This is a genomic window from Citrobacter sp. RHBSTW-00944, assembly GCF_013615435.1.
In the GTDB taxonomy this organism is placed as follows: Bacteria; Pseudomonadota; Gammaproteobacteria; order Enterobacterales; family Enterobacteriaceae; genus Citrobacter; species Citrobacter braakii.
The window spans coordinates 3761647-3783513 of the sequence record NZ_CP055418.1 but is presented as its reverse complement, the minus strand read 5'-3'; the positions used below and the strand labels follow the sequence as shown (position 1 = coordinate 3783513).

22 protein-coding genes, 1 other RNA gene and 1 pseudogene are annotated in these 21867 nt (G+C 52.4%); 13 read left to right on the top strand and 11 right to left on the bottom strand.

All coding sequences use genetic code 11. The features are described from left to right. Window positions 1-24 precede the first annotated feature (24 nt). Window positions 25-1080, bottom strand: coding sequence for a PLP-dependent cysteine synthase family protein (locus HV334_RS18220; protein ID WP_181220742.1), 1056 nt, complete (start codon window positions 1078-1080; stop codon window positions 25-27). 116 nt (window positions 1081-1196) lie between these two features. On the opposite strand from HV334_RS18220, the gene decR reads away from it, so the two are divergent. The 5 genes from decR (at window position 1197) to amtB (ending at window position 7156) form a co-directional block, all read left to right on the top strand. Next, entirely contained in the window at window positions 1197-1655 is a 459-nt protein-coding gene (gene decR / locus HV334_RS18215) for a DNA-binding transcriptional regulator DecR (RefSeq protein WP_016152059.1), read from the top strand. Between the two features lie 44 nt (window positions 1656-1699). Further along, window positions 1700-3472: a SmdA family multidrug ABC transporter permease/ATP-binding protein gene (locus tag HV334_RS18210; protein WP_049042315.1), complete on the top strand. Its 1773-nt coding sequence runs from the start codon at window positions 1700-1702 to the stop codon at window positions 3470-3472. After that, window positions 3465-5243: a SmdB family multidrug efflux ABC transporter permease/ATP-binding protein gene (locus HV334_RS18205; protein ID WP_181220741.1), complete on the top strand. Its 1779-nt coding sequence runs from the start codon at window positions 3465-3467 to the stop codon at window positions 5241-5243. Before HV334_RS18210 ends, HV334_RS18205 begins: the two co-directional genes overlap by 8 nt. Before the next feature lie 256 nt (window positions 5244-5499). After that, window positions 5500-5838 (top strand): P-II family nitrogen regulator, encoded by a 339-nt coding sequence (glnK, locus tag HV334_RS18200; RefSeq protein ID WP_003021657.1) that lies wholly within the window; start codon window positions 5500-5502, stop codon window positions 5836-5838. 31 nt (window positions 5839-5869) lie between these two features. After that, complete coding sequence (gene amtB, locus HV334_RS18195) at window positions 5870-7156, top strand: ammonium transporter AmtB (RefSeq protein WP_181220740.1); 1287 nt, start codon at window positions 5870-5872, stop codon at window positions 7154-7156. A gap of 49 nt (window positions 7157-7205) precedes the next feature. Here amtB and tesB read toward each other — a convergent pair whose 3' ends face one another. Further along, window positions 7206-8066 carry an acyl-CoA thioesterase II gene (tesB, locus tag HV334_RS18190; RefSeq protein ID WP_016152062.1) on the bottom strand — a complete coding sequence of 287 codons (861 nt, stop codon included), beginning with the start codon at window positions 8064-8066 and terminating at the stop codon, window positions 7206-7208. Window positions 8067-8278: 212 nt separating this feature from the next. On the opposite strand from tesB, the gene HV334_RS18185 reads away from it, so the two are divergent. Continuing rightward, a complete protein-coding gene (locus HV334_RS18185) occupies window positions 8279-8848 on the top strand; it encodes a YbaY family lipoprotein (protein WP_016152063.1) in 570 nt (189 codons plus the stop codon). A gap of 31 nt (window positions 8849-8879) precedes the next feature. Here the strand turns inward: HV334_RS18185 and HV334_RS18180 are convergent. After that, window positions 8880-9203: pseudogene (locus HV334_RS18180) on the bottom strand (MGMT family protein); the annotation flags it as partial. A gap of 150 nt (window positions 9204-9353) precedes the next feature. Here HV334_RS18180 and ffs point away from each other — a divergent pair. From ffs to HV334_RS18165, 3 genes are all read left to right on the top strand, one after another. Beyond that, window positions 9354-9450, top strand: an RNA gene (gene ffs / locus HV334_RS18175) — signal recognition particle sRNA small type. 197 nt (window positions 9451-9647) lie between these two features. Then, window positions 9648-9899, top strand: a complete 252-nt coding sequence (locus HV334_RS18170) for a hypothetical protein (RefSeq protein WP_047501909.1) — start codon at window positions 9648-9650, stop codon at window positions 9897-9899. Then, window positions 9896-10114, top strand: a complete 219-nt coding sequence (locus HV334_RS18165) for a hypothetical protein (RefSeq protein ID WP_016152066.1) — start codon at window positions 9896-9898, stop codon at window positions 10112-10114. Before HV334_RS18170 ends, HV334_RS18165 begins: the two co-directional genes overlap by 4 nt. A gap of 59 nt (window positions 10115-10173) precedes the next feature. Here HV334_RS18165 and HV334_RS18160 read toward each other — a convergent pair whose 3' ends face one another. Further along, window positions 10174-11601 (bottom strand): PLP-dependent aminotransferase family protein, encoded by a 1428-nt coding sequence (locus HV334_RS18160; RefSeq protein ID WP_047501908.1) that lies wholly within the window; start codon window positions 11599-11601, stop codon window positions 10174-10176. A gap of 87 nt (window positions 11602-11688) precedes the next feature. Here HV334_RS18160 and HV334_RS18155 point away from each other — a divergent pair, with 87 nt between their 5' ends. Both HV334_RS18155 and HV334_RS18150 read left to right on the top strand, forming a co-directional pair. After that, on the top strand, window positions 11689-12318 hold the full coding sequence (locus tag HV334_RS18155) for a membrane protein (RefSeq protein WP_016155872.1): 630 nt from the start codon (window positions 11689-11691) through the stop codon (window positions 12316-12318). 64 nt (window positions 12319-12382) lie between these two features. After that, the gene (locus tag HV334_RS18150; protein ID WP_003831033.1) at window positions 12383-12736 is read left to right on the top strand and encodes a DUF1428 family protein; all 354 of its coding nucleotides are present in this window, start codon (window positions 12383-12385) and stop codon (window positions 12734-12736) included. Between the two features lie 51 nt (window positions 12737-12787). Here the strand turns inward: HV334_RS18150 and HV334_RS18145 are convergent, their stop codons facing one another. Beyond that, the gene (locus tag HV334_RS18145) at window positions 12788-14341 is read right to left on the bottom strand and encodes an EAL domain-containing protein (protein ID WP_047501906.1); all 1554 of its coding nucleotides are present in this window, start codon (window positions 14339-14341) and stop codon (window positions 12788-12790) included. A gap of 188 nt (window positions 14342-14529) precedes the next feature. On the opposite strand from HV334_RS18145, the gene HV334_RS18140 reads away from it, so the two are divergent. Further along, the gene (locus HV334_RS18140) at window positions 14530-14790 is read left to right on the top strand and encodes a type B 50S ribosomal protein L31 (protein WP_016152070.1); all 261 of its coding nucleotides are present in this window, start codon (window positions 14530-14532) and stop codon (window positions 14788-14790) included. A 1-nt stretch (window position 14791) separates the two neighbouring features. After that, window positions 14792-14932 (top strand): type B 50S ribosomal protein L36, encoded by a 141-nt coding sequence (gene ykgO, locus HV334_RS18135; protein ID WP_005125190.1) that lies wholly within the window; start codon window positions 14792-14794, stop codon window positions 14930-14932. A 78-nt stretch (window positions 14933-15010) separates the two neighbouring features. On the opposite strand, the gene HV334_RS18130 is transcribed toward ykgO, so the two are convergent. From HV334_RS18130 to acrA, 6 genes are all read right to left on the bottom strand, one after another. Then, window positions 15011-15481, bottom strand: coding sequence for a YlaC family protein (locus tag HV334_RS18130; RefSeq protein WP_047416865.1), 471 nt, complete (start codon window positions 15479-15481; stop codon window positions 15011-15013). Window positions 15482-15597: 116 nt separating this feature from the next. After that, complete coding sequence (maa, locus tag HV334_RS18125; RefSeq protein WP_181220739.1) at window positions 15598-16149, bottom strand: maltose O-acetyltransferase; 552 nt, start codon at window positions 16147-16149, stop codon at window positions 15598-15600. Window positions 16150-16329: 180 nt separating this feature from the next. Further along, complete coding sequence (locus HV334_RS18120; protein WP_002892050.1) at window positions 16330-16548, bottom strand: HHA domain-containing protein; 219 nt, start codon at window positions 16546-16548, stop codon at window positions 16330-16332. A 27-nt stretch (window positions 16549-16575) separates the two neighbouring features. Further along, entirely contained in the window at window positions 16576-16950 is a 375-nt protein-coding gene (gene tomB / locus HV334_RS18115) for an Hha toxicity modulator TomB (RefSeq protein ID WP_019076175.1), read from the bottom strand. Between the two features lie 487 nt (window positions 16951-17437). Then, window positions 17438-20587 (bottom strand): efflux RND transporter permease AcrB, encoded by a 3150-nt coding sequence (acrB, locus tag HV334_RS18110; protein WP_016152073.1) that lies wholly within the window; start codon window positions 20585-20587, stop codon window positions 17438-17440. 22 nt (window positions 20588-20609) lie between these two features. After that, window positions 20610-21803, bottom strand: a complete 1194-nt coding sequence (acrA, locus tag HV334_RS18105) for a multidrug efflux RND transporter periplasmic adaptor subunit AcrA (RefSeq protein WP_016152074.1) — start codon at window positions 21801-21803, stop codon at window positions 20610-20612. Between the last annotated feature and the right edge of the window lie 64 nt (window positions 21804-21867).

The following is a 21867-nucleotide window of genomic DNA, read 5'->3' as shown; positions in this document are numbered from 1 at the left end:
CGCGTCTGGCTTTTTTTTATCCCATTAATGGGTGTTCAGAAGCCGGGTGAGTTCCGCTTTCCACGGCGTTAAATCACCGATGTGCGTGTCGATCCACTGCGGGTTGTAGTAGGTTTCAAGATAGCGTTCGCCGCTGTCGCACAGCAGCGTGACCAGTGAACCGCTTTCTCCGGCATCGCGCATACGGGCGGCAAGTTGCAGCGTTCCCCACATGTTGGTGCCGGTTGAAGCGCCGACTTTGCGGCCCAACTGCGTTTCCAGCCAGTGTGCGGTGGCCACGCTTGCGGCATCCGGCACGCGCAGCATTTCATCGACTACGTCAGGAATGAAGGAGGGTTCGACACGTGGGCGGCCGATGCCTTCGATTTTGCTTCCTATCGGGCTGCGTAACGTTGCATCGCGATCCTGCCAGAAGGGCAGAAAGACTGAGTTTTCCGGATCCACCACCATCAGGCGAGTATCGTAGCCCTGACAGCGAATATAGCGGCCAATGGTTGCAGAGGTGCCGCCGGTTCCGGCGCTCATCACAATATGGCGGGGGACGGGGTTGGGCTCGCACTGCATCTGACGGAAGATGCTGTCAGCAATATTGTTATTGCCACGCCAGTCGGTAGCGCGCTCAGCATAAGTGAACTGGTCCATGTAATGACCGTTCAGCTCACGCGCCAGCTGTTCAGAGGCCGCATAGATTTCACAGGCGCTTTCCACGAAATGACAGCGACCACCGTAAAACTCAATCTGTTCAATTTTACGCTTCGCCGTACAGGAAGGCATGACGGCAATAAACGGCAGCCCTAACAGTCGGGCGAAATAAGCCTCGGAGACCGCCGTTGAACCGGACGATGATTCAATGATGGTGGTGCCTTCTTTAATCCAGCCATTGCACAATCCGTACAGAAACAGTGAACGCGCCAGACGATGCTTCAGGCTCCCGGTGGGATGCGTGCTCTCATCTTTTAAATAGATCTGAATGCCCGGGAACGCCGGTAGCGACAGACGAATGAGATGCGTATCCGCAGAACGCTGATAATCCGCGTTGATTTCATTGATGGCGTTTTTAACCCAGGAGCTATTCATCATTAATAGATATCCATTTGTCATTTTGTGCCAAGAATAGCGAAAAGCACGGAAAAAATTGTTGCCATTTAGCCTTTAAAATAGAATGTAAGGAGAAAATTCTTCTCTGTGGAGTGGATATGTTAGACAAAATTGACCGTAAGCTGCTTAGCTTACTGCAACAGGACTGCACCCTTTCTTTGCAGGCGTTAGCAGATGCCGTTAATCTGACTACCACCCCTTGCTGGAAACGCCTCAAACGGCTTGAAGATGACGGTATCCTGCTGGGTAGAGTCGCCCTGTTGGATCCAGAAAAACTGGGGCTGGGGCTGACCGCGTTTGTGCTGATTAAGACTCAGCATCACAGCAGTGAATGGTATTGCCGCTTTGTCACCGAAGTCACCGGTATGCCGGAGGTTCTGGGGTTCTGGCGTATGGCAGGGGAATATGATTACCTGATGCGAGTGCAGGTCGCCGATATGAAAAGCTACGATGAATTTTATAAGCGCCTGGTGAACAGCGTACCGGGCCTGTCTGACGTCACCTCCAGCTTTGCGATGGAACAGATTAAATACACAACTGCGCTCCCTATTGAATAACTCTCCCGGCGCTTATTGCCGGAAATATTGTCAGGACATAACGCGTGCGATTATTTGCTCAATTAAGCTGGTACTTCCGCCGGGAGTGGCGTCGCTACCTCGGGGCGGTGGCCCTGCTTATCATCATCGCTATCCTTCAGCTTATTCCGCCGAAAGTGGTCGGGATCATTGTGGATGGCGTGACGACTCAACGCTTCACCACCGAGTGGCTGCTGATGTGGGTGGGAACAATTGCCCTGATTGCAGTGGTGGTTTATTTGCTGCGCTATGTCTGGCGCGTGCTGCTGTTTGGCGCATCCTACCAACTGGCGGTTGAGCTGCGGGAAGATTATTACCGTCAGTTGAGTCGCCAGCATCCAGAATTTTATCTGCGTCACCGCACGGGCGATCTGATGGCGCGTGCGACCAACGATGTTGATCGGGTCGTATTTGCCGCCGGAGAAGGCGTGCTGACGCTGGTAGATTCGCTGGTAATGGGATGTGCGGTGCTGATCGTGATGTCAACGCAGATAAGCTGGCAGCTGACGTTAATTGCGCTGCTGCCGATGCCGGTGATGGCGTTGATGATCAAACGTTACGGCGATCGACTGCATAACCGCTTTAAGCTGGCGCAGGCGGCGTTTTCCAGTCTCAACGACCGTACTCAGGAAAGCCTGACCAGTATTCGCATGATCAAGGCCTTCGGTCTGGAGGATCGGCAATCGGCATTATTTGCCGCCGATGCCGAAGATACCGGTAAGAAAAACCTGCGCGTGGCGCGCATTGACGCCCGTTTTGATCCCACGATTTATATCGCCATTGGCATGGCTAACCTACTGGCGATTGCTGGGGGAAGCTGGATGGTGGTGCACGGCTCGCTGACGCTCGGCCAGCTCACCAGCTTTATGATGTATCTCGGTTTGATGATTTGGCCGATGCTGGCGCTGGCATGGATGTTTAACATCGTCGAACGTGGCAGCGCGGCGTACAGCCGTATTCGCGCCATGCTGTCTGAAGCGCCGGTGGTGGATGACGGCACTGAACCGGTACCGGAAGGGCGTGGGGAGCTGGCGGTGGCGATTCGCGAATTTTGCTACCCGCAAACGGCACACCCGGCGCTGGAAAATGTGAACTTCCAGCTTAAACCTGGGCAGATGTTGGGCATTTGTGGGCCTACCGGCGCGGGGAAAAGTACGGTGCTGTCGCTGATTCAGCGTCATTTTGATATCACCCACGGCGATGTGCGCTTTCATGATATCCCCTTAACGCGATTACAACTGGATAGCTGGCGCAGCCGGCTGGCAGTTGTCAGCCAGACGCCATTCCTGTTTTCGGATACCGTTGGCAATAACATCGCGTTAGGACGCCCTCAGGCCACGCAGGAAGAGATCGAGTATGTGGCACGCCTTGCCAGCGTTCATGAGGATATTTTACGTCTTCCGCAGGGCTACGACACCGAAGTGGGCGAACGAGGGGTGATGCTGTCTGGAGGGCAAAAACAGCGTATTTCTATCGCTCGAGCGCTACTCCTGAACGCTGAAATCTTGATTCTGGATGATGCGCTGTCGGCGGTAGATGGTCGTACCGAGCATCAGATCCTGCATAACCTGCGCCAGTGGGGCGAAGGCAGAACCGTCATTATTAGCGCCCACCGTTTATCGGCCCTGACGGAAGCCAGCGAGATTATCGTGATGCAGCATGGGCATATTGCCCAGCGCGGCGAGCATGATGCGTTAGTGCAGCAGCCTGGCTGGTATCGCGATATGTACCGCTATCAGCAACTGGAAGCGGCGCTGACTGATGCACCAGAGATAAACGAGGAGGCGGCTAATGCGTAGTTTTGGGCAATTATGGCCGACCCTGAAAAGATTGCTGGCGTATGGCTCTCCATGGCGAAAACAGCTGGCTATTGCGGTAGTCATGCTGTGGGTGGCGGCTGCGGCGGAAGTCAGCGGTCCGCTGCTGATTAGCTATTTTATCGATAACATGGTGGCGAAGAATAATCTGCCGCTGGCGATGGTCGCCGGGCTGGTTGCGGCATATATCGGTCTGCAACTGCTGGCGGCTGGCCTGCATTACGCGCAGTCATTGCTGTTTAACCAGGCGGCAGTTGGCGTAGTACAACAGTTGCGCACCGACGTAATGGACGCTGCGCTGCGTCAGCCGCTCAGCGCCTTTGATACTCAACCTGTCGGGCAGCTAATCTCCCGCGTGACCAATGACACCGAAGTTATTCGCGACCTGTACGTGACGGTGGTAGCAACGGTCCTGCGCAGCGCGGCATTAATTGGCGCCATGCTGGTAGCGATGTTCAGCCTTGAGTGGCGTATGGCGGTAGTGGCGATGGCCATTTTCCCGGCCGTGCTGGTGGTGATGGTGATTTATCAACGCTACAGCACCCCGATTGTGCGCCGGGTTCGCGCTTATCTGGCGGATATTAACGATGGCTTTAACGAAGTCATCAACGGCATGAGTGTTATCCAGCAGTTCCGCCAGCAGGCGCGATTTGGCGAGAGAATGGGCGAAGCAAGCCGCTCGCACTATATGGCGCGTATGCAGACCCTGCGACTGGATGGTTTTTTGTTGCGCCCGCTGCTTAGCCTTTTCTCGGCACTGATCCTCTGCGGATTGCTGATGCTGTTCAGTTTTACCTCTGGCAGCTCGATCGAGGTTGGCGTGCTGTACGCGTTTATCAGCTACCTCGGCCGTTTGAACGAACCGCTGATCGAGTTGACCACTCAGCAATCAATGCTGCAGCAGGCGGTTGTCGCCGGTGAGCGAGTGTTCGAACTGATGGATGGGCCACGTCAGCGCTATGGTGAAGATGAGCGACCGCTAAAGAGCGGGGACATTGAGGTGAATAACGTTTCATTTGCCTATCGCGACGACAATCTGGTGCTGCAAAATATCAGTCTGTCCGTGCCTTCGCGCAGCTTTGTGGCTTTGGTCGGACACACCGGCAGTGGTAAAAGCACGCTCGCCAGCCTGCTGATGGGTTACTACCCGCTGACGCAGGGGGAAATCCGCCTTGATGGACGGCCGCTGTCTTCACTGAGCCACGGTGCGTTACGTCAGGGCATCGCCATGGTGCAGCAGGATCCGGTGGTGATGGCAGATACCTTCCTGGCGAACGTTACGCTGGGCCGCGATATCTCAGAAGAGCGGGTATGGCAGGCGCTGGAGACCGTGCAACTGGCTGAACTGGCGCGAGGTCTGAGCGAGGGGATTCATACCCGGCTGGGCGAGCAGGGCAATAATCTCTCCGTTGGTCAAAAACAGCTGCTGGCGTTGGCGCGGGTGTTAGTTGAAACGCCACAGGTGTTGATCCTCGACGAAGCCACGGCCAGTATTGACTCCGGTACTGAACAGGCCATTCAGCAAGCTCTGGCAGCGGTACGTGAACACACCACGCTGGTGGTGATTGCACATCGGTTATCGACGATTGTCGATGCGGACACCATTCTGGTGCTGCATCGCGGTCAGGCGGTTGAGCGTGGTACGCACCAGCAATTACTGGCGGCGCAAGGCCGTTACTGGCAGATGTATCAGCTACAGTTGGCGGGTGAAGAGTTAGCCGCCAGTACGCAAGACGATTCTGTTATCGCCTGATGGCGCGGCGCTTATCCGGTCTGGGGCCAGCACGGTCTCGTAGGCCGGATAAGGCGTTTACGCTGCCATCCGGCAATCAACAATCTGGTGCAAAAATGTAACGCACTATGCACCGTTATAGTGCGTTTTTTCTTTTCCTCTCCCGGAAGTACCCTGAGAACCTGAATCATCCCGCCTTTTTCATTCCTGGCACATCCCTTGCAATATTCCTCTCGTGTATCTGCAGCCACTACTGAATTCTGACTGGAGGGGATCTATGAAGCTGGTTACCGTGGTAATCAAACCGTTCAAACTGGAAGACGTCCGTGAAGCATTGTCGTCTATTGGTATTCAGGGGCTGACCGTCACCGAAGTGAAGGGGTTTGGCCGACAGAAAGGTCATGCTGAGCTGTACCGTGGGGCTGAATATAGCGTCAATTTTCTGCCGAAGGTGAAGATTGATGTGGCGATTGCCGACGACCAACTGGATGGCGTGATTGATGTCATCAGTAAGGCGGCATACACCGGAAAAATTGGCGACGGCAAAATCTTCGTCGCCGAGCTGCAACGTGTGATTCGTATTCGTACCGGCGAAGCCGACGAAGCCGCACTGTAACGTCTGGCACACAGTGATAGGAAACCAAAAAATGAAGATAGCAACGATGAAAACAGGTATTGCTTCACTGGCGCTGCTGCCGGGACTGGCGATGGCGGCACCGGCGGTTGCGGATAAAGCGGATAACGCTTTTATGATGATCTGTACCGCGTTGGTGCTGTTTATGACCATCCCTGGCATTGCGCTGTTCTACGGCGGTTTGATTCGCGGTAAGAACGTGCTGTCGATGCTGACTCAGGTTACGGTGACATTTGCTCTGGTTTGTATTTTATGGGTGGTTTATGGCTACTCACTGGCCTTTGGCGAAGGAAATAATTTCTTCGGCAACTTCAACTGGGTATTGCTGAAGAATATTGCGCTAACGGCGGTAACGGGGAGCTTCTACCAGTACATTCACGTTGCTTTTCAGGGCTCGTTCGCCTGCATCACCGTTGGGCTAATCGTCGGTGCGCTGGCTGAACGTATTCGCTTCTCCGCGGTGCTGATTTTTGTGGTGGTATGGTTAACGCTGTCGTACATCCCCATTGCTCATATGGTCTGGGGCGGCGGCTTGCTGGCTTCCCACGGCGCGCTGGATTTTGCCGGCGGAACGGTTGTGCACATCAACGCGGCGATTGCCGGTCTGGTAGGCGCGTATCTGATTGGCAAACGTGTCGGTTTTGGCAAAGAAGCTTTTAAACCGCATAACCTGCCGATGGTCTTCACCGGTACCGCTATTCTCTACATTGGTTGGTTTGGCTTTAACGCTGGTTCAGCGGGTACGGCAAATGAAATCGCCGCACTGGCCTTCGTCAATACCGTGGTCGCCACCGCTGCAGCCATCCTCGGATGGATCTTCGGTGAATGGGCGCTGCGTGGTAAACCGTCTCTGCTGGGCGCCTGCTCTGGTGCCATTGCGGGTCTGGTGGGCGTAACACCTGCATGTGGCTATATCGGTGTCGGCGGCGCGCTGATTATCGGTGTCGTTGCGGGTCTGGCAGGCCTGTGGGGCGTGACCATGCTGAAGCGTTTTCTGCGTGTGGACGATCCGTGTGACGTGTTTGGCGTTCACGGCGTGTGCGGCATTGTCGGCTGTATCCTGACCGGAGTTTTCGCTGCCAGCTCTTTGGGAGGCGTGGGCTTTGTCGAGGGCGTGACCATGGGGCATCAGCTGCTGGTGCAACTGGAAAGCGTGGCGATCACCATCGTCTGGTCCGGCGTGGTGGCTTTCATTGGCTATAAGCTGGCGGATATGACGGTTGGTTTGCGCGTACCGGAAGAGCAGGAGCGCGAAGGTCTGGATGTAAACAGTCACGGCGAGAACGCTTACAACGCCTGATTCTCAATTTGCCGGATGGCAACGCTTTTGCGCCACCATCCGGTAATTCTCAATTGCGATTACGCATTACCCCTTCCTGTACGGTAGAAGCGACCAGCACGCCATCCTGGGTATAAAACTCTCCGCGTACAAAGCCCCGGGCACCGGATGCCGAAGTACTCTCGACGTTATATAGCAGCCATTCATTGATATTAAACGGACGGTGGAACCACATAGAATGGTCAATGGTGGCGATCTGAATCCCTTTTTCCAGGAAGCCAATCCCGTACGGTTGCAGCGCAACAGGCAGGAAGTTCAGGTCTGAGGCATAACCCAGCAGATACTGATGGACGCGCAGATCGTCCTGCAGCACGCCGTTAGCGCGAATCCACACCTGGCGCGTCGGAGGTGCGACGTGACCTTTGAGGGGGTTATGAAACTCGACAGGGCGTACTTCCAACGGACGATCGTTGATAAATTTTTCTTTCAACAGCGGCGGCAGCAAATGCGCCACTGAGCGGGCAATTTCCGTTTCTGATTTCAGCTCATCGGGACCCGGCGCATCCGGCATGGTTTTCTGATGTTCAAATCCGTCTTCCGGTGCCTGAAAAGAGGCGGTCATGTAAAAAATGGGTTTACCATTCTGGATCGCGGCAACGCGGCGCGCGCTGAAGCTGTTACCATCACGCAGGACTTCCACATCATAGATGATGGGCTTTTGGCTATCGCCGGGGCGTAAAAAGTAGCTGTGAAAAGAGTGCACCAGACGCTCTTCCGGTACGGTTTCTTTTGCGGCATACAGCGCCTGACCGACAACCTGTCCCCCAAAAACCTGACGTAACCCTAAGTCTTCACTTTGGCCCCGAAAGAGTCCTTCTTCAATTTTTTCCAGATTTAACAATGTCAGCAAATTTTTCAGTGCCAGACTCATACGTGCTCTCCAGGTGATATCGATGTCGCAGCGAGGTAGGCAGAGTATAACGCAATTTTAAAAGTGGTCCGATGGGTGCAATTGTCTGAATTACTGGCCTATTACAGGCAAAAATAGCTGTCTTGTGCCACACTTAGTCACGTTATGTTTTTGTTAACCACTCTTCTGGCGAGGAAAGTTCTCGCTGGTGCATAGATGATAAGGAGAATTTAATGAAACTCGTGCACATGGTAAGTGGTTTAGCGGTTGCAGTCGCTCTGGCGGCCTGTGCCGATAAAAGCGCTGATATTCAGACACCTGCGCCAAGCCCTAATACGTCAATTTCTGACACACAGTCTAAAATTCAGCAGCCAAATGTCTCCGGTACAGTATGGATCCGTCAGAAAGTGGCCTTGCCACCCGATGCGGTACTAACTGTTACGCTGTCAGATGCTTCACTGGCCGATGCGCCGTCAAAAGTGCTGTCGCAAAAAGCGGTTCGTACTGAAGGTAAACAAGCGCCATTCAGCTTTGTATTACCGTTCAACCCGGCAGATATTCAACCTAACGCCCGTATTCTGCTGAGTGCGGCTATTACGGTAAATGATAAACTGGTCTTTATTACTGATACCGTTCAGACGGTCATCAATCAGGGTGGGACTAAAGCCGACCTGACGTTGGTCCCGGTACAGCAAACAGCAGTACCGGTTCAGGCGAGCGGTGGGGCTACTACCACGGTTCCGTCTACTTCACCAACCCAGGTGAATCCGTCATCTGCGGTTCCGGCTCCCACGCAGTACTAAAGTCGTTGTAACCCTCTCCGCCTGGAGAGGGTTAGTACACCCAGCGATAGCGCTGTAAATCGATCTGTCCGCTTCCTGAAACCACTATTCCTTCTGCCAGCAACGCCTGACGTTGTCGTTGCAGGTCGGGACCTGTCAGCGAAATGGCCCCATGGCGATTGACCACCCGATGCCAGGGCAGGGCGCTGCCTTCAGGGAGACGCTTAAGCACGCCGCCTACCTGACGCGCAGCGCGCGGCGATCCCGCAAGCCGGGCAACATCGCCATACGTGGTGACGAAACCTTCGGGGATTGAAGCGACGATTTGCCAGACGCGTTGGGGGAAAGAGTCTTGTATATCCATCATTTATTCCTGCGCTAGTCCTCCAGCATAATGCCGAATGGCGAAGGAGTGAAGCCGCATTGCACAAGAAAACAGCATCCGATGCTGGATGGGTTGCAATTACAGGGTGCAGCAGTGATAATGCGCCTGCGCGTTGGTTAACAACGCTCTCAATGGGGGCTCTGTTGGTTCTCCCGCAACACTACTCTGTTTACCAGGTCAGGTCCGGAAGGAAGCAGCCAAGGCAGATGACGTGTGTGCCGGGATGTAGCTGGCAGGGCCCCCACCCAATTCTGCCGTCCGGCAATTTCTCTTCTGTTTATCTTCTTTTCTTTGTCATCGTATCGTCATTTTATTGTCATCAAATACTGTCACTGTGTTTTGGGGATGTTATTTGAGCTTTTGCCGCCGCCATTGCGCTGTAATGACATGGTCTTACATCCGGTGTGTTGTGGCTGACCACAAGGATTTTCTACGATGTCGACCGCTGTATTGAATGTCAAAGTTGATGAGACGCTAAAAGAAAAGCTTCGCCATTATGCTGAAGTGCATAATGAAAATTTGAGTATCGCCACGGAAAAACTGCTACTGATCGCGTTTTCCGCCATTGAAGAGGTGGGAGTCTCCGCTGAGGATATTGATAGCCAGCATACGGAAGAATCCGTAGTTGACGCACTGACGCCTAAAGAAATCAAAGCATTGCGAAGATTACTGAAGAAGAAAAAATGAAACAACAATCGCTCTCAACCGCCTGTAATTATGGCGAAGCCTGTGAAATGCTGCGCTCCGGTTATGTGAAACACGTTCGTCTGAGCTGGAATGTCGGCAGCGATGAGTTCTTCCGTATTGCCTCCGACTGGTGTGATGCTGGGGCAAAAATTAAGAAAGACGGTGAGAATTTCGTGATTTCCCTGAAGGGTTTTCCGGTTCCTCCTCAGCGGTAGTATTGCCAGGACCTCCTCGTCCATCACGGCATTCAAGAGCGAGTCCTTTAACTCGTCGTTTAGATTATTTTACGCATTTTCCCGCCGCTGGCCTGCAAACGCAGGCTATCCCAAATAGGTTGCAACACTCTGAAGGCGGCACATGCTGTGTCATCCGGCAACGTGAAGGGCATACGCAAAAATCGGTCGAATGCGCCATCAAGGCCGAACCGCGTACCGGTTCCCAACTGAATGCCTGCACTTTCGGCGCGCGTGGCAAAGAGCGTCGCCAGCGTATCAGGCAGTTCAACCCAGAAAGAGAGTCCTCCTTGTGGCTGGGTAAATTGCCATTCCGGAAAATGTGAGTTCATCAGGCGCGAGCACAGGTCTCGCTGTGATGTGAGCCGGCGTCTTCTGTCAGGAAGAAAGTCCTCGGCGTTATCCAGCAGCCAACTGGTGGCGAGTTGTTCAAGCACCGGGGAGCCCAAATCGAAGGTGTCGCGGGTTTGGACCAGCGCGGCAATGGTACGCGCCGACGCCCGAATCCAGCCCAGACGTAATCCGCCCCAAAAGCTTTTCCCTGCTGAACCGAGCAGGATGATTGGGGCATCGCGATTGAATGCGGCAAGCGGCGGTGGCGGTGGGGCGTCATACCACAGGTTCACCATGGTCTCATCGACCACCAACGTCGTGTGGGTTCTTTCAGCAATATCCGCCACGACCTGGCGAGTAGCGGTGTCCATACAGCGCCCGGTCGGGTTGTGAAAATCCGGCATCAGATAGGCCATTCTCGGTGCAGTTTGCGCGATGGTGGCGACCAGACCCGCCGTATCCCAACCGTGCTCGGGCAGCGACACGCCGACGGGGCGACATGACGCCCCTTGTATTGCTGCAATGGCCAGCGGATAAGTGGGGTGATCTACCACTACGCGATCGCCGGGGCCGGTGAGTAAACGCAGGATCAACGCCAGACCGCTGACCGCGCCGTTCACGACCATTATTTCGTCGGGCTGCGTCGGGAGTCCGCGTTCGCAATAATGCCGGGCGATGGATTCACGCAAAACCGACAGTCCCTGCGGTAGATACCCGGAGCTCAGCAGATGCTGCGGCATTGCGAACAGTGCCTGCTGGTAAGCCTGATGAATTTCAGGACCGGCACTCAGCGCTGCCGTGGACAAATCAAGCGCTGTGCCAGTGCTGGTCCGCGTAGGCACATGGCGAATGTGTTCCGGCAGGATCACCCGTGAACCGCTACCATGTCGGCTTTCCAGATATCCCTCCTCACGCAGTTGCGCCATGGCGCTGGCGACGGTGGTTCGGCTGACTTGCAGAACGGCAGCGAGCTCGCGCTCACCGGGCAAGCGGCTATCCAGCGCCAGCCGTCCATCGAGGATCAGCAAACGTAACGCTTCTGCCAACTGTCGCCAGATGGGCGTTCGCGAGGGACTTTCCTGCCAGTGTCCGAGCAGGCGTTGCAAAGACTGGCTTCCGTAACGGCGAGATGACATAGCAGTCCACTTTTTGAAAACTGGACATTAATCATAGTGCCAATTGCGGTGAAGATGAAAGTTATCTGAGAGTAAGAGGGGAAGAACATGCTGCGTCGTTTACTTCAGCTGTTTATCGGGCTGACGCTGTACGGTGTGTCGACGGCGATGTTTGTCCGTGCCGATTTAGGGGCCGATCCGTGGAACGTGTTCCACCTGGGGGTGGCAAATTTACTGTCGATGAATATCGGCGTGGTGATTATTGCCGTGGGTGTGTTGGTGCTTCTGGCGTGGATACCGCTACGCCAGCGTCCAGGGTTTGGCACGTTGAGCAACGTGATTATGATTGGGCTGGCGGCAGATGTCGCGCTGCTGGTGATTCCGGGATTTGAATCCCTGCTGGCGCGCAGCGGGCTGCTGGTGTCAGCGGTGATACTGAATGCGTTAGCAACCGCTCTGTACATTGGTGCCGGTTTTGGCGCGGGCCCACGTGACGGTCTGATGACTGGAATTCACGCGCGTACCGGCTGGCCAGTACGACGAATTCGAACCGCAATCGAAGTGTCGGTGCTGCTTATTGGTTGGCTGTTGGGGGGAACCGTTGGGTTTGGAACGGTGCTGTATGCACTGGCTATTGGGCCGCTGATTCAAATTTGCCTGCCATGGTTTTGCCATCAGCCGCAGGCGCGTATTCGTATCAGGAATGCGCCTGGGGCACGATCGCCTGCTGGCGACTAAACTTAACCTCGACTGACGCGGCCGGAATCGGCTTGCCGCGCAGTACACTTCGGAGGTTTTTCTCATGAAGTATGTTGATGGCTTTGTGGTTGCCGTACCCGCTGAAAACAAGGAGGCGTACATTGCGATGGCGGCAAAAGCAGCTCCGCTTTTCAAGGAGTTCGGTGCATTGCGCGTGGTGGAGTGCTGGGCAGATGATGTCCCCGACGGCAAACTGACCGATTTTCGCATGGCTGTGAAAGCGCAGGATCATGAGGAAGTGGTATTCAGCTGGATTGAATACCCTTCCAAAGAGGTCCGCGATGCGGCGAATCAGAAGATGATGTCCGATCCCCGTATGAAGGAATTCGGTGAATCTATGCCATTTGATGGCAAGCGAATGATCTACGGTGGATTTGCGCCCATTATGGAAGAGTGATGTGACTGGCTGTGCGGCGTGCCGCCAGCCATCTCACCATCAACAGCCATGCTAAAGCCGTTTTTCTGCCCACAGAATAAATTCTGCTTTCGGCAGCGCTTTACTGTAAAGCCAGCCCTGACCGTACTGCACGCCGTGCTGGCGTAGCCAGGCTTCCTGATTCTCGGTTTCAATACCTTCTGCCACCATCTCCAGCTTCAGCGTTTTCGCGATCTCGATGATATGCGGCGTGACGTTGTTGTACTCCAGCGCATCGACGAACGATTTGTCGATCTTCAGGATATCCACATCCAGATCCTGCAAATAGCTAAGACTTGAATAGCCGGTACCAAAGTCATCAATATAGATCGAATGGCCTGCCTGTCGGTATTTAGCAATAAACGGCGCGCTGTTTTTTGGGTCGGCAAATTCGCGTTCGGTCAGTTCCAGTGCGATTTGTGCAGGCTTAAGTTGCCAGTGGTTCACCTTCTGGCTTAACAGAGCAGGAAGTGTTTCGGAGGTCAGATCGGCTGACTCAAGGTTAATGGATATATGCTGGTGGGGATATTGACGCAGCCATTTTCCTAAATCGTCAAATACGCTTTCAATAATCAAACGGGTGAGCGGCTCTGAAAGCCCGGTCTCTTGCGCCAGTGCGACGAAAATCTCAGGCGACAGATAGCTCCCGTCGGCCTGTGGCCAGCGAGCCAGCGCCTCTGCCCCGACCACTTTCCCCGTTTTGAGCGAGATAATCGGTTGGTAGTAGACCTTGATATCCCGATGCTGGATAGCGTCCTGCAACTGGTGATGAGGGGACTGTAAACGGCGCAAAATACGCAGAATAAAGGCTGCGGTGAGTAAGCCGAGAAGGATCCCTGCCGGCAGCCAGATTAGCGCTTGTCGGTGCCAGCTTTTTTGCAAAGGTACAGTGGATGCCCAGGTTACAACCGTAATGCCCAGTTCGGGGAAGGGGCGGGCGTTATAAATACTGCCGTCTTTCTGCAGATGGGTAATCGAATGCTCTAGTTGCACATGTTGTAAAACATCCGGTGGCAGATCGGTGCTACTGGCTACCACCGTGTTACGCGCGGTACCAAGGATAGCGACTTCAATCGGCCATGAGCCAAACGGGATGACATCAATAAAAGAACCGGGATCGATCATCACGACGTAATGCTTGCTACCTAATGCCGCCATAAAACGCTTGATGCCCAAATCGTTTTGCATGGTCAACCATGCGTGGTAGCCATCGGGCGTGATTTTCATTGCTGGAGGAAACGCGGCTGCCCGGCTTCTTTTTTCCAGGGATGAGCATTGTGGAACGTTATCTTTGAGGTACAGCACTTCCTGAATATAGCGGTAGCTATATGACAAACGACGCATTTCAAGCAGATGCTCTTCACTACAAGGTTCACCCTGAAAAGCTTCAATATGGCGCAACGCTTTTTTGGCCTGTTCACCTACGCGTTCCGTACGTAATGCGACTCGGGTTGAGAACATATCGAGTTCATCGATAAATTTCGTTTCGACCTGACGATGCGCCAGCCACAGGCTTAAACCTACGGGCGCGAGGATGGAAAGAAACAGCACCCCAGTCACCAGGCTTATCAGATGTCGTGTTATCACAGTGATATCCTTATTAACACAGCGTAGGGAAAGTATATCCGAAAGCCGAAAAAGCTATTCGATTGGCATCATATATTTACGGCCACTTATCATCCCGTTTAACTCTTAATCGCGTAAACCAGGTTGTGATTTATACAAGAGTGGTGTATTTTGATTGTTATGTTATAACGTAGCAAGATGAGGTTGCCATGAAGCCGGATATTCATCCTTTTTACCGTACTGTGGTGTTTCACGATACCAGTGCCAATGAATTTTTTAAGGTCGGCTCGACCATTAAAACGGAACGTGAGATTGAGTTTGAGGGGAAAATGTACCCGTACGTGACCCTGGATATCTCTTCCAAATCGCATCCGTACTATACCGGGAAACAAAAAACCTTTGATAACGAAGGCAGTGCAGCACGTTTCCAGAAACGTTTTGGTCATTTTATTGGCACTAAGCGAGGTTAAGATGCAGGTACTCAATTCACTTCGTAGTGCAAAACAGCGTCATCCTGATTGCCAGATAGTGAAACGCAAAGGGCGTTTGTACGTAATCTGCAAAACGAATCCGCGCTTTAAAGCTGTTCAGGGGCGTAAAAAAAGACGTTAGTTTCTTTACCAACATTTCAGGGATTAAAGTGCGTTTCCTTCACCGAGACGCACTTTTTTTATCTGTGTTGAGATGTGGTTACTGGCTGGCCTGGGGACGGGTTAGCGTAAAGACATCGTAGAACGAGAGTTCTCCCTTACGCGATATCATCTTTTGCAGCTGCGCTTTATGTTCGCTATCGACGGAAGGTGAGTGCAGGATGGTATCGATGAGTGAAGGGGGGACAAAGCGCGTGTTATACCATTCCCCGTTATAGCAAACTCTGAAATCCAGTACGTCGATATCTTCAAAGCGGTATCGCGGCGCAACGTCGAAAAAGAAAAACGCGTTGAGTATGACGAACAGAACTACCAGCAGCCATACTGAATCGACTAACGTTTCTGACTGCAGCATCACCGCCAGCGTGGCAAACCACGCAACATACATGCCGATGAACAGGCCGGGATGTTTGCGAATAAAGCTGATGCTAAAGCGCGGTTTGTTGTCGCGCTTTTCGCGAATATTTAAGTCGTCGATGGTTTCGGTAAGCAGGCGCTGTATTTCTGTCATCTCTTGCCTTTGTGGTGTCTACGATATTCAGATGCGATCGCCCTATTTTAAAAGGGGATACCTTGTGAAGAAAGTAACAGATTAACCACAATTTAGCATAACAGTTACATTTAAGATCACAGCGTTTTGATAATCCTGGCGGGATTGCCCCCAACTACGCAGTTTGCCGGAACGCTTTTCGTGACCACCGCGCCTGAGGCCACAACCACGTTATCACCCAACGTTACGCCAGGGTTTATCACTGCGCGTCCACCTATCCAGACGTTGTTGCCAATAGTCACGGGTTTGCCGAGCTCCATGCCACTGTTTCGCTCGGTGGCATCCAGCGGGTGGGTGGCGGTATAAATATGGACTCCTGGGGCTAACATGCAGTTGTCGCCAATATGGATCGGGCAGACGTCGAGCATAACGCAATCGAAGTTGGCGTAAAATTCTTTACCGAGATAGATGTTATAGCCGTAATCACAACGAAAAGAGGGTTCAATATAAGCCCCTTCGCTCTGGCCCAACAGCTCATGAAGGATAGCTTGTCGCGCATTTTTTTCATCGGGAGCGGTGAGGTTGTAGCGATGGGTCAACTGACGAGCGCGTAGTCGGTCGTGGCGCAATGTTTCATCCGCCGGGCGATAAAGTTCACTGGCGATCATTTTTTGCTTTTCATTACTCATTACGAATTTCCTGTGTACTGGAGGTCATTTCAACACAGTAAAACGCAATGCAAACAAGGGGAACGTTCCCGCTTCTTCGCTGTGATCGTAGTCACGTGATTTGATTTAAATAACCATTGTAAATACGAAAATGGTCAGCCAGACAAATGTACCGCTATACCTGACTTAACCCGTGAGCAATTAGCGAATGAATTTCCAAACAGAAGTTGGAATCTTGTCGTAGAGCTTATTCATAGTCAATTCAGCAAGGCGGTGATCTGCTGCTGAGTAAAATACAGCCAGTTCGTTGTCGGACAATTCATATTTATTTTTTTCAATAACGCGCTCAAGTGTGTCAATTGTCTGACAACGTCGCAGGCGCATCAAATAATCAGTTTTAGTTAATGGTTTATCGGACATAAATCTTACCTATGATTGTAATAATTTTTAACAAGACAAACTAACAGGATTAGCCCTGGTGGCATTGACAAAACAGCGAAACAGTCGATTACCTGACTTCCGCCATTTCTGCAGATCCTGCGTATTAATACCATAACTGCTGAACAACATAAAAGTGTCATCCAGGTATTCATCTATCTGCGCGACCAGCTTATTGTCCTCATTGTACTTAATTTTATAATTAAGTGCGAAGGTTGCAATATGCTCTATCAGTTCATTGAGCTGCAAGCTGGTGGCAGAGGTAGGGTCATTAACCCAGCCATGGTTACTTTGTTCAAGGTTTGCAAGACAGTCATGATACAGGGTTTCGCAGAGAAATTTAAGCTGCGCGATATCATGTCTTTTGGGTGAGTATTCATCCATAACGCATCCCCTTCTTCGTGGCTTAAACTAACCGAACACCTTCGGGATGGATACAACAGACTACCTGGAACTTGCCCGCGACTCCTGATGATTTAACTATAATCTAGTCTAAAAAAGATTTCATCGTCATATCACGAAAAATTACAATTATGCAAACTTATGATGTCAGGTCATTTTTACATTTTAACAGATAAATGCGGTTATTCGGAATCGGACAATTTCTTTATTCTTCGGGCAATCATCGAGTTATCTTGATTAGGTTTAGCAACGAAAGGTAACAATCGACAATGTGAACCGCTTACCAGGAATAATCTTAATATTTATTAAAGTAAATAAGAACTCTCATGTTTTTTTAAGAATAGCCTTTAAGGCTACAGGGATTATATCGCTTATTTACCCTGGAGAAAATAAACGATATAGCAATAAGTGATTTTTATGATTTTTCCAGAAAAAAGGCCGCTTGCGCGGCCTTATCTTTAGAGATCTATCAATGATGGTCTACTGAGTGGCTATGCTCAAGATCTTCACTTTTGCGGCTAAAGCGGCGGCGTACCACCACAAAGAACACCGGAACAAAGAAGATAGCCAACACGGTTGCCGTCACCATCCCGCCCATTACGCCAGTACCAACGGCGTTCTGCGCGCCGGAGCCTGCGCCGGAGCTGATAACCAGCGGCATTACGCCCAGAATAAAGGCCAGCGATGTCATCAGGATCGGACGTAAACGCATGCGGACCGCATCCAGCGTCGCCTCTATCAGACCTTTACCCTCTTTATCCATCAAGTCTTTGGCGAATTCGACGATAAGTATCGCGTTCTTCGCCGACAACCCAATGGTTGTGAGCAGGCCTACCTGGAAGTAAACGTCGTTGGTCAGGCCGCGGAACGTTGCCGCCAGCAATGCACCGATAACACCTAACGGTACCACCAGCATGACGGAGAACGGAATTGACCAGCTCTCGTACAATGCCGCCAGACACAGGAATACGACAATCAGTGAAATGGCATACAGAGCAGGGGCCTGGTTGCCGGACAGTCGTTCCTGGTAGGACATACCGGTCCAGTCATAGCCGATACCGGATGGCAGTTTGCTGGCCAGTTCCTCCATCATTGCCATAGCTTCACCGGTACTTTTACCCGGTGCGGCCTGGCCTAAGATTTCCATGGAAGGCAGACCGTTATAGCGTTCCAGACGCGGTGAACCATATTCCCAACGTGAGGTAGAGAAGGCGGAGAACGGTACCATCTGTCCATCGCTGCCGCGGACATACCAGTTTCCAATATCTTCCGGCAACATACGGTATTTCGCTTCAGACATGATGTAAACTTTCTTCACACGACCACGGTCGATGAAGTCATTTACGTAGCTTCCGCCCCATGCTGCACCCAGCGTTGTATTAATATCACTAATGGATACACCCAGAGCCTGCGCTTTTTCCTGATCGATATCGATCTTGAACTGCGGCGTATCTTCCAGACCGTTAGGACGTACGCCGACTAACAGATCAGGATGTTTCGCAACTTCACCAAACAGCTGGTTACGCGCCTGAGTCAGCTTCTCATGACCTAAACCTGCCTGGTCAATCAGCTGGAAGTCGAAACCGGTCGCGGTCCCTAACTCCACAATCGCTGGCAGGTTAAAAGCAAAGACCATCGCGTCTTTAATCTGCGAGAATGCGCCCATCGCACGTTGAGTAATTGCCTCAACCTTGTTCTCTTCGCCTGGACGTTCACTCCAGTCTTTCAGAGAGACGAACGCGATACCGGTGTTCTGACCACGTCCTGCAAAACCGAAGCCGTTAACGGCAAACACCGATTCAACGTTCGCTTTTTCTTTGGTCAGATAGTAATCCGTCATTTCGTCCAGCACCTTCTGGGTACGCTCTTGCGTTGCACCCGCTGGCAGCTGAGCCATTGACAGGAATACCCCCTGGTCTTCATCCGGCAGGAACGAGCTTGGCAGACGAACAAACAGATAGGCCATACCCACGACGATGATCAGATACAGCGCCAGATAACGACCGGTGCTGCGCAGAATTCCGCCCACGCTGTCGGTGTAATGGTGCGTGCTCTTATCGAACATGCGGTTAAACCAGCCGAAGAAACCTTTTTTGCCTTCTCCGTGATCGCCTTTAGCAACCGGTTTGAGCATGGTCGCACACAGGGCAGGGGTCAGAATCAATGCCACCAGGACTGATAACGCCATCGCCGAAACAATGGTGATGGAGAACTGACGGTAAATTGCACCGGTAGATCCCCCGAAGAAGGCCATCGGAATAAATACCGCTGACAGCACCATAGCGATACCAACCAGTGCGCCCTGAATCTGGCCCATCGATTTACGTGTTGCTTCCTTCGGTGGTAGCCCTTCCTCAGCCATTACACGTTCAACGTTCTCTACCACAACGATGGCATCATCCACCAACAGGCCGATGGCGAGCACCATCCCGAACATCGTCAGCGTGTTTATCGAGAAGCCGAAAATCGCAAGGACGGCAAACGTACCCAATAGCACCACCGGCACGGCGATAGTCGGAATCAGCGTCGCGCGGAAGTTCTGCAGGAACAGATACATTACCAGGAACACGAGGATGATGGCTTCCGCCAGCGTTTTCACTACTTCGTGAATAGAGATTTTCACGAACGGCGTGGTGTCATACGGGTAAACGATCTTCAGACCTGACGGGAAGAACGGTTCCATCTTCTTCAGTTCATCGCGGATAGCGTTTGCGGTGTCCAGGGCGTTAGCGCCTGTCGCCAGCTTGATACCCAGACCGGATGCCGGTTTACCGTTGAACTTCGCAATGATGTCGTAGTTCTCGCCACCCAGTTCGACTTTCGCTACGTCACGCAGACGCACCTGGGAACCGTCCTGATTCACTTTCAGCAGAATTTTGCTGAACTCATCGGCGGAGGTCAGACGGGTTTGCGCGATGATCGAAGCGTTAAGCTGCTGGCCTTTCACCGGCGGAGTACCGCCTAACTGACCGGCTGCAACCTGGGCGTTCTGCGCTTTGATGGCGCTGATCACATCAACCGGCGTCAGCTGGAAGTTATTCAGTTTGTTCGGATCCATCCAGATGCGCATTGCGTACTGGGAACCGAACAGCTGAACATCACCCACACCTGAAGTACGGCTGATGGCGTCCTTCATGTTGGCGCCCACGTAGTCGGAAATATCCTCCTGCGTCATGGTGCCGTTGGTGTTGATAACGCCGACAACCATCAGGAAGCTACTGGATGATTTCTCAACGCTCACACCCTGTTGTTGTACTTCCTGCGGCAGAAGCGGCATTGCCAGCTGCAGTTTGTTCTGCACCTGTACCTGCGCGATATCCGCATCAGTACCAGACTGAAAGGTAAGCGTGATCTGCACGGTACCCGTGGAGTCACTGTTTGAGGACATGTACATCAGGTTATCGATACCGTTCATATTCTGTTCGATAACCTGAGTAACAGTATCCTGTACTGTTTTGGCATCAGCGCCAGGGTAGGTCGCGGAGATCGTCACTGCTGGCGGTGCAATAGTCGGATATTGCGCTACCGGCAATTTGAGGATCGCGAGCCCCCCTGCCAACATGATGATAATGGCGATCACCCACGCAAATATTGGGCGATCGATAAAGAAATTAGGCATGTCTTAACGGCTCCTGTTTAAGTTAAGACTTGGACTGTTCAGGCTGGCTTCCGCTTGCAGCTTGCTGGTTGTTATCAGCGGTGATTTCCTGCGCTTTTACCTGCGCGCCAGGACGTACTTTTTGCAGCCCAGTGACAATCACGCGGTCGCCCGGTTTAAGTCCATCAGTGACTAACCATTTGTCGCCAATCGCTTGTGCGGCAACAATTTGACGGGTTTCAACTTTGTTGTCTGCACCGATAACCAATGCACTGGCATCGCCACGCGGTGTGCGGGTAACGCCTTGCTGTGGAACCAGTAATGCAGTTGGGTTAGTCCCTTCTTCCAGACGAGCACGGACGAACATACCCGGCAGTAAGGTGTGATCCGGGTTAGGGAAGATTGCGCGTAACGTAATCGACCCGGTGGTTTGATCTACCGTGACATCAGAAAATTCCAGCGTACCGGACTGCGGGAATTTAATGCCGTCATTGGTCACCAGTTCGACTTTCGCTTTACCGTTTTCCTGCTTCAGCGTGCCGTTGGCCAACTCTTGTTTCAGGCGCAGGAAATCGTTGCTTGACTGCGTCACGTCGACATAGATGGGATCCAACTGCTGAACGGTTGCCAGTGCGGTTGCCTGACCGTTTTGCACCAGAGCGCCTTCAGTAACGGATGATTTACCAATGCGGCCGCTGATCGGCGACGTTACTTTGGTATAAGCCAGATTGATGCGTGCAGTTTCTACCGCGGCTTTCGCGGCGACAACGGAGGCGTTCGCCTGCTGTGCGTCTGCCAGTGCACTATCGTAATCCTGTTGACTGATGTACTTAGTACCCAACAGTTTCTGATAACGTTTGACCGTCAGTTGAGCGATATTTGCTGCGGCTTGTGCTTTTGCCAGATCGCCTTTTGCGCTTTCATAAGCGGCCTGGTAAGTTGCAGGATCAATCTGATAGAGAGATACACCCGCTTCGATGTCACCACCTTCCGTGAAATTACGCTTCAGGATAATACCACTAACCTGAGGACGAACTTCTGCAATGCGATACGCACTGGTGCGACCCGGGAGTTCGGTTGTTATCTGTAGAGGTTCAGTTTTGAGCGTAACAACTCCAACCTCTGGCATCTGCTGGCCCCCTTGTTGGGCCTGTTTGTCGTCACATCCTGTTAGCGCTAAGCTGCCTGAGAGCATCAGAACGACTGCCAGAGGCGTTAACCCTCTGTTTTTGTTCATATGTAAACCTCGAGTGTCCGATTTCAAATTGATCAATGGCTGAAAGCCCATAAACCCATTGCTG